The 14,231-nt window shown below is 62.5% G+C and carries 14 protein-coding genes; 10 read left to right on the top strand and 4 right to left on the bottom strand.

Annotated elements, in window-relative coordinates; genetic code table 11:
* Window positions 1-7 precede the first annotated feature (7 nt).
* The 9 genes from mtaB to ACO054_RS19210 all read left to right on the top strand — a co-directional run bounded on the left by mtaB (window position 8) and on the right by ACO054_RS19210 (window position 8,434).
* Window positions 8-1,303 carry a tRNA (N(6)-L-threonylcarbamoyladenosine(37)-C(2))-methylthiotransferase MtaB gene (gene mtaB / locus ACO054_RS19250; RefSeq protein WP_421708205.1) on the top strand — a complete coding sequence of 432 codons (1,296 nt, stop codon included), beginning with the start codon at window positions 8-10 and terminating at the stop codon, window positions 1,301-1,303.
* Complete coding sequence (ftsY, locus tag ACO054_RS19245; RefSeq protein WP_421708204.1) at window positions 1,300-2,223, top strand: signal recognition particle-docking protein FtsY; 924 nt, start codon at window positions 1,300-1,302, stop codon at window positions 2,221-2,223. Before mtaB ends, ftsY begins: the two co-directional genes overlap by 4 nt.
* Window positions 2,224-2,429: 206 nt before the next feature.
* The gene (gene mdh / locus ACO054_RS19240) at window positions 2,430-3,389 is read left to right on the top strand and encodes a malate dehydrogenase (protein WP_421708203.1); all 960 of its coding nucleotides are present in this window, start codon (window positions 2,430-2,432) and stop codon (window positions 3,387-3,389) included.
* 115 nt (window positions 3,390-3,504) lie between these two features.
* Window positions 3,505-4,113 (top strand): 3-isopropylmalate dehydratase small subunit, encoded by a 609-nt coding sequence (leuD, locus tag ACO054_RS19235; protein ID WP_421708202.1) that lies wholly within the window; start codon window positions 3,505-3,507, stop codon window positions 4,111-4,113.
* Window positions 4,114-4,276: 163 nt separating this feature from the next.
* On the top strand, window positions 4,277-5,389 hold the full coding sequence (gene leuB / locus ACO054_RS19230) for a 3-isopropylmalate dehydrogenase (RefSeq protein ID WP_421708201.1): 1,113 nt from the start codon (window positions 4,277-4,279) through the stop codon (window positions 5,387-5,389).
* A gap of 172 nt (window positions 5,390-5,561) precedes the next feature.
* A complete protein-coding gene (locus ACO054_RS19225; RefSeq protein ID WP_421708200.1) occupies window positions 5,562-5,729 on the top strand; it encodes a hypothetical protein in 168 nt (55 codons plus the stop codon).
* Window positions 5,730-5,921: 192 nt separating this feature from the next.
* On the top strand, window positions 5,922-6,665 hold the full coding sequence (locus tag ACO054_RS19220; RefSeq protein WP_421708199.1) for an SDR family oxidoreductase: 744 nt from the start codon (window positions 5,922-5,924) through the stop codon (window positions 6,663-6,665).
* Window positions 6,666-7,424 carry a pyruvate formate-lyase-activating protein gene (gene pflA / locus ACO054_RS19215; protein ID WP_421708198.1) on the top strand — a complete coding sequence of 253 codons (759 nt, stop codon included), beginning with the start codon at window positions 6,666-6,668 and terminating at the stop codon, window positions 7,422-7,424.
* A gap of 584 nt (window positions 7,425-8,008) precedes the next feature.
* Window positions 8,009-8,434 carry a hypothetical protein gene (locus tag ACO054_RS19210; RefSeq protein WP_421708197.1) on the top strand — a complete coding sequence of 142 codons (426 nt, stop codon included), beginning with the start codon at window positions 8,009-8,011 and terminating at the stop codon, window positions 8,432-8,434.
* A gap of 38 nt (window positions 8,435-8,472) precedes the next feature.
* Here the strand turns inward: ACO054_RS19210 and ACO054_RS19205 are convergent, their stop codons facing one another.
* Window positions 8,473-9,303: a sulfotransferase domain-containing protein gene (locus ACO054_RS19205; protein ID WP_421708196.1), complete on the bottom strand. Its 831-nt coding sequence runs from the start codon at window positions 9,301-9,303 to the stop codon at window positions 8,473-8,475.
* Window positions 9,304-9,527: 224 nt separating this feature from the next.
* Window positions 9,528-10,646: a porin gene (locus tag ACO054_RS19200; protein ID WP_421708195.1), complete on the bottom strand. Its 1,119-nt coding sequence runs from the start codon at window positions 10,644-10,646 to the stop codon at window positions 9,528-9,530.
* A gap of 585 nt (window positions 10,647-11,231) precedes the next feature.
* On the opposite strand from ACO054_RS19200, the gene ACO054_RS19195 reads away from it, so the two are divergent.
* A complete protein-coding gene (locus ACO054_RS19195) occupies window positions 11,232-11,747 on the top strand; it encodes a MarR family winged helix-turn-helix transcriptional regulator (protein ID WP_421708194.1) in 516 nt (171 codons plus the stop codon).
* A gap of 258 nt (window positions 11,748-12,005) precedes the next feature.
* On the opposite strand, the gene ACO054_RS19190 is transcribed toward ACO054_RS19195, so the two are convergent.
* Both ACO054_RS19190 and ACO054_RS19185 read right to left on the bottom strand, forming a co-directional pair.
* Window positions 12,006-13,142: a porin gene (locus ACO054_RS19190; RefSeq protein WP_421708193.1), complete on the bottom strand. Its 1,137-nt coding sequence runs from the start codon at window positions 13,140-13,142 to the stop codon at window positions 12,006-12,008.
* Window positions 13,143-13,520: 378 nt separating this feature from the next.
* Window positions 13,521-14,165, bottom strand: coding sequence for a 2OG-Fe(II) oxygenase family protein (locus ACO054_RS19185; protein ID WP_421708192.1), 645 nt, complete (start codon window positions 14,163-14,165; stop codon window positions 13,521-13,523).
* Window positions 14,166-14,231 lie beyond the last annotated feature (66 nt).

Here is a 14,231-nt window from a genome sequence, read left to right as displayed (position 1 = left end):
CGCCGCCATGTCCGCGATCGCGACCTCCGACCGTCTCGACGAGGCGAAGCTGATCACCTTCGGCTGCAGGCTGAACGCCTGGGAGACCGAAGTGATGCGCGACCATGCGCGCGCGGCGGGGCTAAGCAACACGGTGATCTTGAACTCCTGCGCGGTGACGGCCGAGGCGGAGCGGCAACTGCGCCAGACGATCCGGCGCGCCCGGCGCGAGCACCCAGAAGCGGAGATCGTGGTGACCGGCTGCGCCGCCCAGATCGACCCGCAACGCTACGCGGCCATGCCAGAGGTCGACCGGGTGCTGGGCAATACGGAAAAGCTGCAGGCCGAGTCCTGGCTCGGACTCGGAGATGCCCGCGTCCAGGTAGCCGACATCATGACGGCGCGCGAGACGGCCGGGCATCTGGTCGAGGGCTTCGCCGAGAAGACCCGCGCCTTCGTCCAGGTCCAACAGGGCTGCGACCACCGCTGCACCTTCTGCATCATCCCCTTCGGCCGCGGGCCCAGCCGCTCGGTCCCGATCGGCGAGATCGTACGCCAGGTCCAGGCTCTGGTCGCGGCGGGCGTCCGCGAGGTGGTGCTGACCGGTGTCGACATCACCAGCTACGGGGCGGATCTGCCCGGGACGCCGACGCTCGGGCAAATGATGCGGCGCCTGCTGGCGAACGTGCCGGAGCTGCCGCGCCTACGCCTCTCCTCCGTCGATCCGGTGGAAATCGACGGCGACGTCTTCCGCTTGCTGGAGAGCGAGCCCCGTTTCATGCCGCACCTGCATCTTTCGCTGCAGGCGGCCGACGACCTGATCCTCAAGCGCATGAAGCGCCGACACCTGCGCACCGATGCCCTGGACTGCATCGAGCGAGCGCGGGCGGCGCGGCCGGATACCGTCTTCGGCGCCGACATCATCGCCGGCTTCCCGACGGAAACCGAAGCCATGTTCCGCAATACGCTGGACTTCGTGGAGGAGGCCGGCCTGACCTTCCTGCACGTCTTCCCCTACTCCGAACGTCCCGGCACGCCGGCCGCGCGCATGCCGGCGGTGCCCAAGCCCGAGCGCAAGGCGCGCGCCCAACGGCTGCGCGCCGCAGGGGCCGCCGCCGAAACGAAGTTCCTGGAGAGCCGCCTCGGCCGGACCGCCGACGTTCTGATCGAAAGCGAGGGCCTCGGCCGCTCCGAACACTACGCACCCGTTCTGGCCGAGGGGCCGGTCGGGGAGATCGTGACGGTACGTCTGAGGGAACTCGCCGAAGGCAAGCTGGTCGGCGAAACCGCCAGCGAAGCCGCGCGAAAGGTCGCCGTTTCGTGAGCGAAGGCTGGCTGACACGGCTGAAGTCGGCGCTCAAGCGGTCCTCGTCCAAGCTGGGCGACGGCATCGCCGGCATCTTCAACAAGCGCAAGCTGGACGACGCGGCCCTGGAGGAGCTGGAGGAGCTGCTGATCGCCTCGGACCTCGGCGTCGCGACCTCCGCCAAGCTGGCGGCGAACCTAGCCAAGACGCGCTTCAACAAGGACGTGAGCCCCGAGGAGGTGCGCACGGCCTTGGCGGCCGACGTGACCGAAATGCTGACGCCGGTGGCCAAGCCCCTGGAAATCGCGCCGGAGCGTCGGCCTCACGTGGTGCTCGTAGTCGGCGTCAACGGTGCCGGCAAGACGACCACGATCGGCAAGCTGGCGAAGCAGCAGGTCGAACTGGGCCGCAAGGTCATGCTGGCGGCCGGCGATACCTTCCGCGCCGCTGCCATCGAACAGCTGCAGATCTGGGGCGAACGCAGCCAAGTGCCAGTCATCGCCAAGCAAGCCGGCGCCGATGCCGCCGGCCTGGCCTTCGAAGCGCTGGAGCAGGCCAAACGCGAGGACGCCGACCTGCTACTCATCGATACGGCCGGACGGTTGCATAACAAGGGCGAGCTGATGGCCGAACTGCAGAAGATTCAGCGCGTGCTGAAGAAGCAGGACGAGAGCGCGCCGCACGATGTGCTGCTGGTACTGGACGCCACGACGGGGCAGAACGCGCTCAATCAGGTTGCGACCTTCAAGGAGCTTGTGGCCGTCACCGGTCTGGTGGTGACCAAGCTCGACGGCTCGGCCAAGGGCGGCGTACTGGTCGCCCTGGCCGAACAGCATGGCCTACCGGTCCATGCCGTCGGCGTCGGCGAAGGCGCCGAGGATCTGCGTCCCTTCTCGGCGGACCACTTCGCCAAGAGCCTGATGGGTCTCGACGTCTAAAACCCGAACGGGTTCACTAGAGACGGTTCGTTGCTGGCAGGTCGCAGCGGCCGGCGCCGCGAGCTGCCACCTTGCCGTATCGGTCTCTTGAAGGTAGAACGCGCGCGCATTCCACAGCAGGGGACTCGCTCGCACGGCGGATTTCCCGACGACCCCCGGCGCCCTCGCCCCCATCGGCCGGCGCTTCGAAAAGAAGGAGTTAGGGCATGGCGCGCGCGAAGATCGCTTTAGTCGGGTCTGGCAACATCGGCGGCACGCTCGCGCTGCTGGCGGCGATCAAGGAACTGGGCGACGTCGTGCTGTTCGACATTGCCGAGGGGATCCCTCAAGGCAAGGCGCTCGACATTGCACAGTCCGCGCCCGTCGAGGGTTACGACGCGGCCTTCACCGGCGCCAATGACTACTCCGCCATTGCGGGCGCCGACGTTGTGATCGTCACGGCGGGTGTCGCACGCAAGCCCGGCATGAGCCGCGACGATCTGCTCGGCATCAACATCAAGGTGATGAACGCCGTCGGACAGGGCATCAAGGACAATTGCCCCGACGCCTTCGTCATCTGCATCACCAATCCGCTGGACGCCATGGTCTGGGTGCTGCGCGAGGCCTGCGGCCTGCCCCACAACCGCGTTGTGGGCATGGCGGGCGTTCTGGACTCCGCCCGCTTCCGGCATTTCCTGGCGGAAGAGATGAATGTGTCGGTAGAGGATGTCAGTGCCTTCGTGCTGGGCGGGCACGGCGACACCATGGTGCCGATGGTGCGCCACTCGACCGTCGCCGGCATCCCGCTGCCGGATCTGATCGAGATGGGTTGGATCGCCAAGGACAAACTCGATTCCATCGTCGACCGTACCCGCAACGGCGGCGCGGAGATCGTCGGCCTTCTGAAGACGGGTTCCGCCTTCTACGCTCCGGCCTCCAGCGCCATCGCCATGGCCGAGAGCTATTTGAAAGACAAGAAGCGCGTGCTGCCCTGCGCCGCCTACCTGGAAGGCCAGTACGGTGTCGATGGCCTCTACGTCGGCGTTCCGACGGTCATCGGCGCAGGCGGCGTGGAACGCATCGTCGAACTCAAGCTGAACGACGAAGAACAAGGCATGCTCAACCACTCGGTCGAGTCCGTTCGAGGCCTGGTCGAGGCCTGCAAGACCATCTCGGCGGAGGGGTAAAGACCGCCTCCGTCGTCTTTTCCCTGCATAGCGGCCTTCCATCTCGGCGCGTTGAGCGGTCGGTCGCTTTGCGCTACATCCTTGCGACCTATCGGAAAGCGACGCGAGAGAGGCGATGGAGAAGTTCACCAAACTGACAGCCGTTGCGGCCCCCCTGCCGCTGACGAATGTCGACACCGACATGATCATCCCCGCGCGCTTTCTGAAGACGATCAAGCGCACCGGCTTGTCGGAAGGGCTGTTCTATGCCTTACGCCACGACGGCAACGGCAAGCCCGTCGATTTCGTGCTGGACCGGCCGGCCTATAAGACCGCCCAGATCCTGGTCGCCGGCGCCAACTTCGGCTGCGGATCATCCCGAGAGCATGCGCCCTGGGCGCTGCTGGATGCCGGGATTCGTTGCGTCATCGCCCCGAGTTTCGCCGACATCTTCTTCAACAACTGCTTCAAGAACGGCATCCTGCCCATCGTCCTGCCGCAGGAGGACGTCGACAAACTGATGGACGACGCGGAGCGCGGCGCCAATGCCGTACTGACGGTCGACCTGGAAAACCAGACGATCCAGGGACCAGACGGCGGCAGCATCGCCTTCGAAGTCGATGCCTTCCGCAAGCACTGTCTCCTGAACGGTCTCGACGATATCGGGCTGACGCTGGAAAAGGCGCCGAAGATCGACGGCTTCGAAGAGCAGCAGAAAATCGGCCAGCCCTGGCTTTACGCCTAAGAAGCCGCCTTCCCGACCGCCCGCTATCAAAGGCGGAGCGCGAGGCGAGATGGAGACTTATCATACAACAATGAGCCCGGTGGGCGCTGCCGACACCCTCAAGGCCGGCGACGGCGGCCCGCGCGAAAAGGGTTCTAGCAGACGGAAAGGGAGCTAAGAGAGAATGCCCGCGAACAAGAACTTGCTGGTTCTCGCCGGAGACGGAATCGGACCGGAGGTTATGGGACAGGTCCACCGCGTGGTGGACTGGATGGACAAGCGGCGGGCAGTGCGCTTCGACCTGAGCGAAGATCTCGTCGGCGGCGCGGCTCTCGATGCCCATGGGGTTCCCCTGGCGGACGCAACGCTTGAGCGCGCGAAGACAGCCGACGCCGTTCTGCTCGGTGCGGTCGGCGGCCCCAAGTGGGACGATCTGCCCTTCGAGAAGAAGCCCGAGCGCGGTCTGCTGGCCCTGCGTAAGGAGATGGAGCTCTACGCCAACCTGCGCCCAGCCATCTGCTTCGAAGCGCTGGTCGAAGCCTCGACCTTGAAGCCGGAGGTGGTGTCCGATCTCGATATCATGATCGTCCGCGAACTGACCGGCGGCACTTACTTCGGTGAACCCCGCGGGATCTTCGACCTGCCGAACGGCGAACGCAAAGGCGTCAACACCCAAGTCTATACGACCCACGAAATCCGCCGCGTCGCCGCAGTTGCCTTCGAGCTTGCGCGGAAACGCAACGGGCGTGTCTGCTCGTCCGAGAAGGCCAACGTGATGGAGTCGGGCGTGCTCTGGCGCGAGGAGGTCACCAAGTTGCATGGCGAGAGCTATGGCGACGTCGACCTCAGCCACATGTACGCCGATAACTGCGGAATGCAGTTGGTCCGTGCGCCGAAACAGTTCGACGTCATCGTGACCGACAACCTCTTCGGCGACATGCTGTCCGACGTGGCGGCCATGCTGACCGGTTCGCTCGGCATGCTGCCGTCCGCCTCACTCGGCGACCCGGACGAAACCGGGCGGCGCAAGGCGCTGTACGAACCGGTGCACGGCTCGGCGCCCGACATCGCCGGCGAAGGCAAGGCCAACCCGATTGCCGCGCTGATGTCCTTCGCCATGTGCCTGCGCTACAGCTTCGATCTCGGCGACGACGCGGATCTGATCGAGGAGGCTGTGAAAGCGGTGCTGGGCGCCGGTTTCCGGACGGGAGACATCATGTCACCCGGCGCGACCTTGGTGTCGACGCAGGGCATGGGCGACGCCCTGCTGGCGGAACTGGACAAGCGGGCGGCTTAGCCCAAAAGGCTGAGGGTCGCAGATCCAACCGGCTCTGCCCCACCTGGAGGAAGCCTGGAGACAGATCGGAACTCCGTCCGAGCGTTTGCTCAAAATTCGCCATAACACCTATAGACGCTTTGCGGCGATCCCCCTATTCTTCGCCCAAGTTGAACCTGCCGGAGAGGATGACATGCGCAAGATTGTTGCAAGTGGTGTCGCCGCTTTCGCCATTATCGCCTTTGCCGGGCCAGCTCTTGCTTGCATGAGCATGACGCAGCAAACGGTGATGACCGACTCGAAGACAAGCACTCAAACGGCGGAAACGCCGCAAACTCCGAAGCCGGCCGACCGCAACTAAGACCGGCAATACTGGACCTGATTGCTCCTCCAAAGTTTCAGGTCTTGGTTCCTTCATCACTTAAAGGGCCGCCCTTATTTTATGGGCGGCCCTTTTTGTGGCCGCGAGCCCGCCGCCCCGGCCAGAGCCGGATCCCGTCCGATGGGCGCGACATCGCTTTCATCGAAAACCGTGGCGCTCTAGAATATCTTTATGCCTGTACTACTCGTCACAGGGGGCGCCCGAGGGATTGGGGCTGCGGTCTGTCGGCTCGCCGCCCTGCGCGGCTGGGATCTCTGCATCAACTATCAGCGCGACGCGGCGGCGGCCGAAGCGGTCGCCCAGGATGTGGTCGCCGCCGGCCAGCGCGCTCTCACGCTGCAGGCCGATGTCTCGGATGCCGACGAAGTCTCCGATCTCTTCGCAGCCTGCGAGCGCGGTCTGGGGCAAGTCGATGCGCTGGTCGCCTCCGCTGGCTTGACCGGACGGATTTCGCCGCTCGCGGCCGCCGATCCGCGAGAGATTTCGACTGTGATCGACGTCAACGTGACGGGAACTCTGCTTTGTTGCCGCGAGGCGGTGCTGCGCATGTCGACAGCAAACGGCGGGTCGGGCGGCTCGATTGTCACCCTCTCCTCGGCAGCCAGCACGCTCGGCAGCCCCGGAGAATACGTCTGGTATGCCGCCAGCAAGGGCGCCGTCGACAGCTTCACACTCGGGCTGGCCAAGGAGGTCGGTCCCGAGGGCATTCGCGTGAACGCCGTTGCACCGGGAATGACCGATACCGAGATCCACGCCGCAGGCGGCAATCCCGATCGTCCGACGCAGATCGCCCCCACGATTCCGCTGCGCCGGGTCGCAACGCCGGAAGAAATCGCAGCTCCCGTCCTTTGGCTTCTGTCGGCGGAAGCTGCCTACGTCAACGGCGCCATCTTGCGCGTCGCCGGCGGACGCTAGATGACGGCGCCCTCTCTCCCATTGCCGCGCAGTCTGGCGGAGGTTTCCGGTCGGATTCATTCGCTCGAAACAGCCGGGACGGTCGACGGTCCGGGCGTTCGCTTCGTGGTCTTCACCACCGGCTGTCCGCTGCGCTGCAAGTACTGTCACAACCCCGACGCCCAGCATCTCAAGGCGGGCGAGGTGACGACGGTCGGTGCCGTCATGACCGAGGTGGCACCCTTCGCCGACTTCTACCGTGCCCATGGCGGACTGACCGTCACCGGTGGGGAGCCCTTGGTCCAGCCGGACTTCACGCGCGCGCTTTTCCAGGCCGCCAAGATCGCCGGCCTGAAGACGGCGCTCGATACGTCGGGTTTCCTCGGGGCGCGTGCGGACGAGGCTCTGTTGGAGGCGACGGACCTGGTGCTGCTCGACATCAAGTCTTGGGATCCCGAAACCTACAAGGACGTCACCGGCGTGGCTCTACAGCCAACCCTCGACTTCGCAGAGCGACTTGCCGAGCGCGGCATACCGCTCTGGCTGCGCTTCGTCCTGGTACCTGGGCTGACCGATGCCGAAGACAACGTGCGCGGCCTCGCGGCCTTCGCGCGAAGCCTGCCGAACGTGGAACGCATTGAGGTTCTGCCGTTCCACAAGATGGGCGAGGCCAAGTGGCGGGCTCTGGGCCGACCCTATCAGCTTTTCGAAACGCCGGAGCCGACGGCCGAGCAGGTCGAGCGAGTGAAGGCTCTGTTGGGACAGGCTGCCGTGGCGTAGCGGTTATCGCCGCCGCAGGCAGTCCTGCCGTTCCTGTCCGTCCAATCCGATGCAAGGGTCGGAGGGTCCTGTTTCTCCGAGATACCCCTTCCAGGCCAACCAGCCGATCAGGGCCACCACGGCGAAGACAACAGTAAGAAAAACCTGGATCCCTATGCGGCGGCCGGGACTGCGTGGCATAAGACCTGTCCTCGCGTATCGGTAGAACAGAGGCCGACAGATTAGCAAAAACACCGTACTTGGCCGCAAGACAGCGCCAGTGCAGCTAGAATATACAATCTGATATCGGTTCCTTCGCCTTGAGTGGGGTTGGGATGCTCGACTGGTTGGGCTCCCTTTCAGATTGAACAGGCTTCCTGAACAGCAGGCGGGGCATGGATGTCGAGGTGACCAACGCAAAAGGGGAATCTGACGGAACGGCATTGACCGAGCAGCGCATAGAGTTATTCGACTGGCTCGGCAATCGGGGGAACCAACATCCGAACATTTCCCTTCTTGCAGGAGCCTGGTTGACTTGGCGAGAGCGTGCCCACACCAGAAGCGGAAGGAGTGAGCCTCTTCCGTCTCTTCGCGACGTTGACCCCTTGGATATGGTGCCTGCCTTGCCTTGGATCTGGCTATGGGCGCTGGACGACACAGGGAGACTGCGCCTGCGGCTGGTCGGCGAAGAAGCAAAGCGCGCCATCGGCAATTGGGATCGCGGCAGTCTGCTGGAGGACGTGGTTCCACCAGCGATCCAACCCAAGGTCGCTGAGCGCTACGGCAAGGTCCTAAAGGGCCCGAGTCTCATGACCGTCGGCGGCGAGATCGTCTTTCACTCCGGCGTCCGCATGCCGGCGCTCAGACTCGTTCTACCCCTAGGTCATGCAGGGAGCGATGACGTCCATCTGGCTGACGGCCTAATCGGAGTCACCAGCTATAGCGGGACTTTATCGGGAGTTCGCGAGACCGGCGGCCTAAGCGCGGATGCCCAGGAAGAGCGCTTTCTCGCCGTCGTCGACTTGCGCTGACCGCGCCCGACCAGAGTTTGCGGTCCTCAATGGCAGCATCATTTCGGCAGGTAGCCGAAACGTGCCATCTGGTCGCCCTGCAGCTCGACAATGCGCGCGACTTGGGCCTCGCTCAGCACGTCCTTCCACTGGTCGCGCTTCCCGGCTCGGAAGAAAGCCTTGGAATGCTGGCTGCGTTCCTGAAAGCCCTGTTCCTCTTCCTGTTTCTTGAGGGTCCTGAAGGAGGAGAACTTGACGGCCTTCTCCACCCGCTTGCGCGGCGGCTTGAGACCGAGAAAGCGGGCGACGCCGGTGAAGGTCTTGATCGGTTTCTCCAGCATATCCTCATACCGCACGATATGGAGACGTGGGTTTGGGACCTGGGTCCAGGACTTCACGTTGGTCGACCAGGAATTCAGGAACTCGATGACCTGATCGTCGGTCGCCTGGCTGAGCCCGCCTTCGACCGCCATGGCCTCGATGGCTTCGTCGAGTCCCAGGCCGAAGTGATCGGCGTAGGAGAGAGTCACGTCGAGCGGATTGCGGACAACGTAGACGCCGCCCGCCGTGCACTCCATCGTATGTATCGGCGCATCCTTGCTGGCGCCGAGATAGCCGTGCGTCTTGACGAAGACCGAGTCGGGATGCGCGCCCATCATGGCGCGATGGACCTTGGGCCGCAGCGCCGCCAGATCCTCCAGGGTCAGATCGGTGGCCGGCTTGTCGGTGAAGAGCCGGTACCAGGCATACTGGCTGTCGCCGAGCGTGAACTTGTTCAGTTCGTTGATCGGCATCGGCTTGTCGGGATTCCGCAGCAGATTGTGCAGAAAGGCCCGCATCCAGGTATTGCCGGACTTGGGGAAGGAGGCGAGCCAGATGATTGCGCCCATTGGACCGAAAAGACACTCCGGGACAGCGAGGTACGGTTGTTCAGCGTAAAGCCGCTTTCCCGCTGACTAGCATGCAGAGGGACCGTCGCCAAGCCGCGACACGGGTCACACAGGGAACCGCCTATCGGACAAGAAAAGGGGCGGGTCCGTTGGACCCGCCCCTTCCTTAACTTCGCTTTGCGTCCCGACGTTGTCGGGTGCGAAAGCTATCAGCTCTGCCGGACTTAGAAGTCCAGGCGCGTGCCGATGATGACGCCAAAGGCGTCTTCGGCGCGGTCCGTCGAGGCATCCTCGTCGTCGGTGTACTGCAGGGCACCAATGACGCGCACGCCCGGGCTCAGGCGGTAGTTGGCGCCCAGCTCGATCCGGTGGAGCTGGTCGTCGCCGCCAACAGTCTCGGTCGCATTGGGAGAGGTCTCGGTCTCACCGTTCAGGTAGGTGACGCCAACTTCCCAGGGACCCTGGCCGTAGGTCACACCGACATCCCAGACCAGGACATCGCCGCCGTTGTCCAGACCGCCGTTGGTGTGCAGGATCGAGCCGCCGACCGTGAAGCCCGCGAAGCCGACGTTCACACCGCCCGAGAAGCCGAGGAAATCATCGGTCTCTGGATTAGGCGCCGCAGCCTCTTCTTCTTCCTGGCCGTACTCGACGCCACCGGCGATGGCCACGTCGATGCCGTTGAAGGACTCGACGAAGTTGATACCGGCCCCGAAGAAGTTGTTGTAATCGCCCGCATCCTCGTCGGTATTCAGACCGGAGGACTGACGGTCACCGCCTCGCTCATCGATGTTCGGCGTGTAGGACGCGCCCAGCTGGAAGCCGGCGAAGCGCGGCGTGAAGTAGGTGATCTTGTTCGCGTCCGACACCTGGTTCAGCAGAGTCGAAGTACCGGCATCCGAAACGTCCTGATACGGAGCGATATTCGGATCGTTCAGACCCAGGCCGGCGGAGGGTGCGATGTACTGCATCAGGTAGGGAGCGGAGTTCTCCGAACCCATGACCAGACGGCCCCAGCTGCCCTCGAAGTAGAGGAAGGTTTCGTCGATCTGGTCGTTCTGGGTCACCGCCTCGAGCTGAACCTGGAAACCGACCGTCAGGCCGTTGTCCAGCGTCGTCTCGCCGGTGAAGTGGATTTCGCCTTCCTGACGGACGTTGAACTGGTTGTAGTCGTTTTCGGGGACTTCGCTATTCGTATTGTCGAAGTCCTGCTCCACGAAGGTGAAGAAGTTCTCGTAGTAACCGCCGACACCCAGGGAGATCTTCCCGTCCTGAGCGGCCGCCGGGCCAGCCATCAGCGCAACCGCGCCGATCGCCGTGGTGCCCATAAGGACCTTTTTCATCCGTTGCTCCTCCATCAAAGCTCAGATGCCGTTGACATCCCCACCCGGCTTCCCTCTGTCGAGACCGCCAGCCAACCTCTCCATAAAGGCCAACAAAACGTCCTCTCGAGCCCCCCGGGTGAACTCTTCATTCGGTAGTGAACCGATGGCCGCACTCTACGCAGAATCACTTTAGTCACAAACCAAAGTGTTTCTACCTCTAGGCATTTCCGACAACCTGTTGCATTCCAGACACAGGCCGTGGGCTGCCGTGACAGCTTCCTGTTGCTCACCGAAGGTAGCGGCGTAGGCCACGCTGGTACTTAGCGGTCTGTTCTAAGGAGATTTTCCAGGGATCTGTTCGAAAGGATCCGAGGCTCGGGACTCAGATGCCTTAAGCCGTTCGCCTTGTATGGTGAGAGTGATTCGTTTCCACGAGTCACGGACTTGGCCTCTTATTCCTTATATATTGAAATCTATGTTTATTTTCATAAAACCGGTTTTCAGGAAGAATGAGCCGCATTCGACGCGGGTTGAGAATCTTCGATTGCATAAACTCGATCACATCGATAGCTTCTTTACATAATTATATGATCATAGTGCCTCATGACTGTACCCACTGCCTCACAGACTCTTCACGACGTCGCGGATGACTCGCAAAACAGCCAGCCCCTGAGCGAGCTGCAGTTCGAAGGCGTTGGCTCTCGGCTGCGCGAAGCTTACCGGCTCTATATGAAGGCGCTGCAGGACCGCTTGTCGGATGAGAACGTTCCGACCGGCCTTTGGTACTTTCTTTGCGCGCTTTGGCAGGAAGACGGCATCTCCCAACGGGAGCTGTCTCGGCGTGTAGGCACCGTGGAACCCACGGCGGTCGGCGTCCTGGCCCAAATGGAACGGCGCGGCTGGGTGGTTCGAGACCGGGACCCGAACGATCAACGGCGGCGCGTCGTTTTCCTGACAGACGAGGGCCGCGCTCTCCGCGACCGTCTTAAGCCTGTCTTCGAAGGCATCGAACAGCCGGAAGTCTTAGGGCTGACCGACCCGGAACTCGCAACGCTCTGCGACTTGCTTGAAAGGCTGTCTCGCTCCGTCGAGAGATCGCGATTGCTTAGAGGTATATAATCACCAGTAGCAGGTCGTTTGGGACATCCAAACGGATTGCCCCAAAGACCAATCTGATTCGAGATCATACAAACACAACTGCAACGGCTATGTCTGTCGCGCGCCGGTACGCGGCAGGACGATGATTCTCGGTGGTCAGGCCTCTCCAACACGACAAGCAATGAACAAAAAAGGGCGGGTCTGTTGGACCCGCCCTTTCCTTGATTTCGCCTTACGTCCCGACACAGTCGGGCACGAAAGCTATCGGCTCTGCCAGACTTAGAAGTCCAGGCGCGTACCGATGATGACGCCCCAGGCGTCTTCGTCCCGGTCAACAGAGTCGGCCTCTTCATCAGTGTACTGTAGAGCACCGATGACACGCACGCCGGGGCTGAGGCGGTAGTTGGCACCAATCTCGACGCGATGAAGATCATCTTCACCGTTCGTAGCAGCAGGTGTGCCAACTTCAGCTTCGCCGTTTAGGTAGGTAACACCGACTTCCCACGGACCCTGGCCGTAGGTCACGCCGACATCCCAGACCAAGACGTCACCGTTGCTCTCCACACCGCCATTGCTATGAAGAATAGAACCACCGACCGTAAAACCGGCGAAACCGACATTCACGCCACCTGAGTAAGCGATGTAGTCGTCAATTTCGGGGGTCGCGGGATTGTTCTCTTCTTCCTGGCCGTACTCGACGCCACCAGCGATGGCCACGTCAACGCCGTTGAACGACTCGACGAAGTTGGCGCCGAAGCCGAAGAAGTTGTTGTAATCGTCGTTATCTTCCTCGGTGTTCAGACCGGAGGACTGACGGTCACCGCCTCGCGCATCAATGTTCGGCGTGTAAGACGCACCCAGCTGGAAGCCGGCGAAGCGCGGCGTGAAGTAGGTGATCTTGTTCGCGTCCGACGTCAGGTTGAGCAACGTCGAAGTATTGGGTGCCGGCGGAACAAGTGGAGCACCGGTATCAGACAGCTGATTAAACGGCGCGATATTCGGCGAGTTCAGACCCAGACCGGCAGAGGGGGCAGTGTACTGCATCAGGTAGGGAGCGGAGTTCTCCGACCCCATGACCAGACGGCCCCAGCTACCCTCGAAGTAGAGGTAGGTTTCGTCGATCTGGTCGCCCTGGGTGACCGCCTCAAGCTGCGCTTGGAAACCGACCGTCAGACCATTGTCCAGCGTCGTCTCGCCGGTGAAATGGATTTCGCCTTCCTGACGAACGTTGAACTGGTTGTAGTCGTTATCGCCTACGCCAGCTGGCGAGTCATCGAAGTCCTGCTCCACGAAGGTGAAGAAGTTCTCGTAATAACCGCCGACGCCCAGGGAGATCTTCCCGTCCTGAGCGGCCGCCGGGCCAGCCATCAGCGCAACCGCGCCAATCGCCGTGGTGCCCATAAGGACCTTTTTCATCCGTTGCTCCTCCATCAAAGCTCAGATGCCGTTGACATCCCCACCCGGCTTCCCTCTGTCGAGACCGCCAGCAAACCTCTCCAAAAAGGCCAACTCAACGTCCTCTCGAGCCCCCCGGGTGAACTCATCGCACCGGCAAAGCGATAGAAATCGCCTTAGGTGCTGGCCGGCACTCTAGCTTTGCTGAGTCACCATGCAATAAAGACTTGGCCGCCGCTGTGTCGATCTTGTCCTAGCGTGATTGAAAAACCACCACTCGCCTAATCATTCACTTATTAATTAATTAGAGAGCCATCTGCTCAAAACACACGCCTGCGCCTTCATTTCAGAAGAATTCACGAGCAACAACGCAGCCATAGCAAACTGCCGAGAGCGCCTTCAAACGGCACGCACCTGTCGTTTCAAATCGCTGACCCGGAGGTTGAAGGCGATCGAGATACGCGCGCCGCTGCCTCGAAACGGTAGAACCCCGTGGCGCAGCCAGGAAGGGAACAGCAGCATCTCGCCAGCTTCCGGCTGAATGGTCCAGGTCGCCAGGCTTTGCGCCCCCGGCAGGTCGTAGACACCGACGGCCGGTCTCGGATCCTGGAACTCGATGGCGCCGTTGGGGCTGACGTCCGGCGCCGGCACCCCGAGGTCGACGTAGTAGACACCCGACCAGTGATTGTTCGCATGGCTGTGGTGCCGGTTGTAGTCGCCGTCGCCGTTGACGTTGGCCCAGGCCGTAATCGCCAGCTTGCAGGCGAAATCCCGGGTTCCGATCTCGGCCTCCATCGCGGCGCCGAAGGCTTCGTTGACATACTGGCCGAGCGTCGCCAGCGAAGGATCGCCCCAGGACATCAGGTCGTGGCTGGACTGCCAGCCGCCCATGTTGCTCCGCACCGTCGAGGGCGTCGCCTCCTTCCGCGCCAGGATCAGGGCCTTCAAGGCATCGTTCAGAGCACCGCTATCGGGCCAACGCCGCCGGTAGATCGGGGTCGGAAAGGCCAGAACCACCGGGCCATCGGCATTGGCGAGTTGCATCGAGCGGTCCTTCGCAACGTTTGCTCTGTAACGGCTGCGGATTAAGCGCTTAGGTTAGCAGCGTCA

Source organism: Algihabitans sp., assembly GCF_965226985.1.
GTDB lineage: Bacteria > Pseudomonadota > Alphaproteobacteria > Kiloniellales > DSM-21159 > Algihabitans.
This window is presented reverse-complemented; position numbering and strand designations above follow the sequence as displayed.

What these genes read in the sequence shown, in the direction of transcription:
- mtaB (WP_421708205.1), top strand. Translation starts at nt 8, where the DNA reads ATGTCCGCGATCGCGACCTCCGACCGTCTCGACGAGGCGAAGCTGATC.
- mdh (WP_421708203.1), top strand. Translation starts at nt 2,430, where the DNA reads ATGGCGCGCGCGAAGATCGCTTTAGTCGGGTCTGGCAACATCGGCGGC.
- leuD (WP_421708202.1), top strand. Translation starts at nt 3,505, where the DNA reads ATGGAGAAGTTCACCAAACTGACAGCCGTTGCGGCCCCCCTGCCGCTG.
- leuB (WP_421708201.1), top strand. Translation starts at nt 4,277, where the DNA reads ATGCCCGCGAACAAGAACTTGCTGGTTCTCGCCGGAGACGGAATCGGA.
- ACO054_RS19225 (WP_421708200.1), top strand. Translation starts at nt 5,562, where the DNA reads ATGCGCAAGATTGTTGCAAGTGGTGTCGCCGCTTTCGCCATTATCGCC.
- ACO054_RS19220 (WP_421708199.1), top strand. Translation starts at nt 5,922, where the DNA reads ATGCCTGTACTACTCGTCACAGGGGGCGCCCGAGGGATTGGGGCTGCG.
- pflA (WP_421708198.1), top strand. Translation starts at nt 6,666, where the DNA reads ATGACGGCGCCCTCTCTCCCATTGCCGCGCAGTCTGGCGGAGGTTTCC.
- ACO054_RS19205 (WP_421708196.1), bottom strand. Translation starts at nt 9,303, where the DNA reads ATGGGCGCAATCATCTGGCTCGCCTCCTTCCCCAAGTCCGGCAATACC.
- ACO054_RS19200 (WP_421708195.1), bottom strand. Translation starts at nt 10,646, where the DNA reads ATGAAAAAGGTCCTTATGGGCACCACGGCGATCGGCGCGGTTGCGCTG.
- ACO054_RS19195 (WP_421708194.1), top strand. Translation starts at nt 11,232, where the DNA reads ATGACTGTACCCACTGCCTCACAGACTCTTCACGACGTCGCGGATGAC.
- ACO054_RS19190 (WP_421708193.1), bottom strand. Translation starts at nt 13,142, where the DNA reads ATGAAAAAGGTCCTTATGGGCACCACGGCGATTGGCGCGGTTGCGCTG.
- ACO054_RS19185 (WP_421708192.1), bottom strand. Translation starts at nt 14,165, where the DNA reads ATGCAACTCGCCAATGCCGATGGCCCGGTGGTTCTGGCCTTTCCGACC.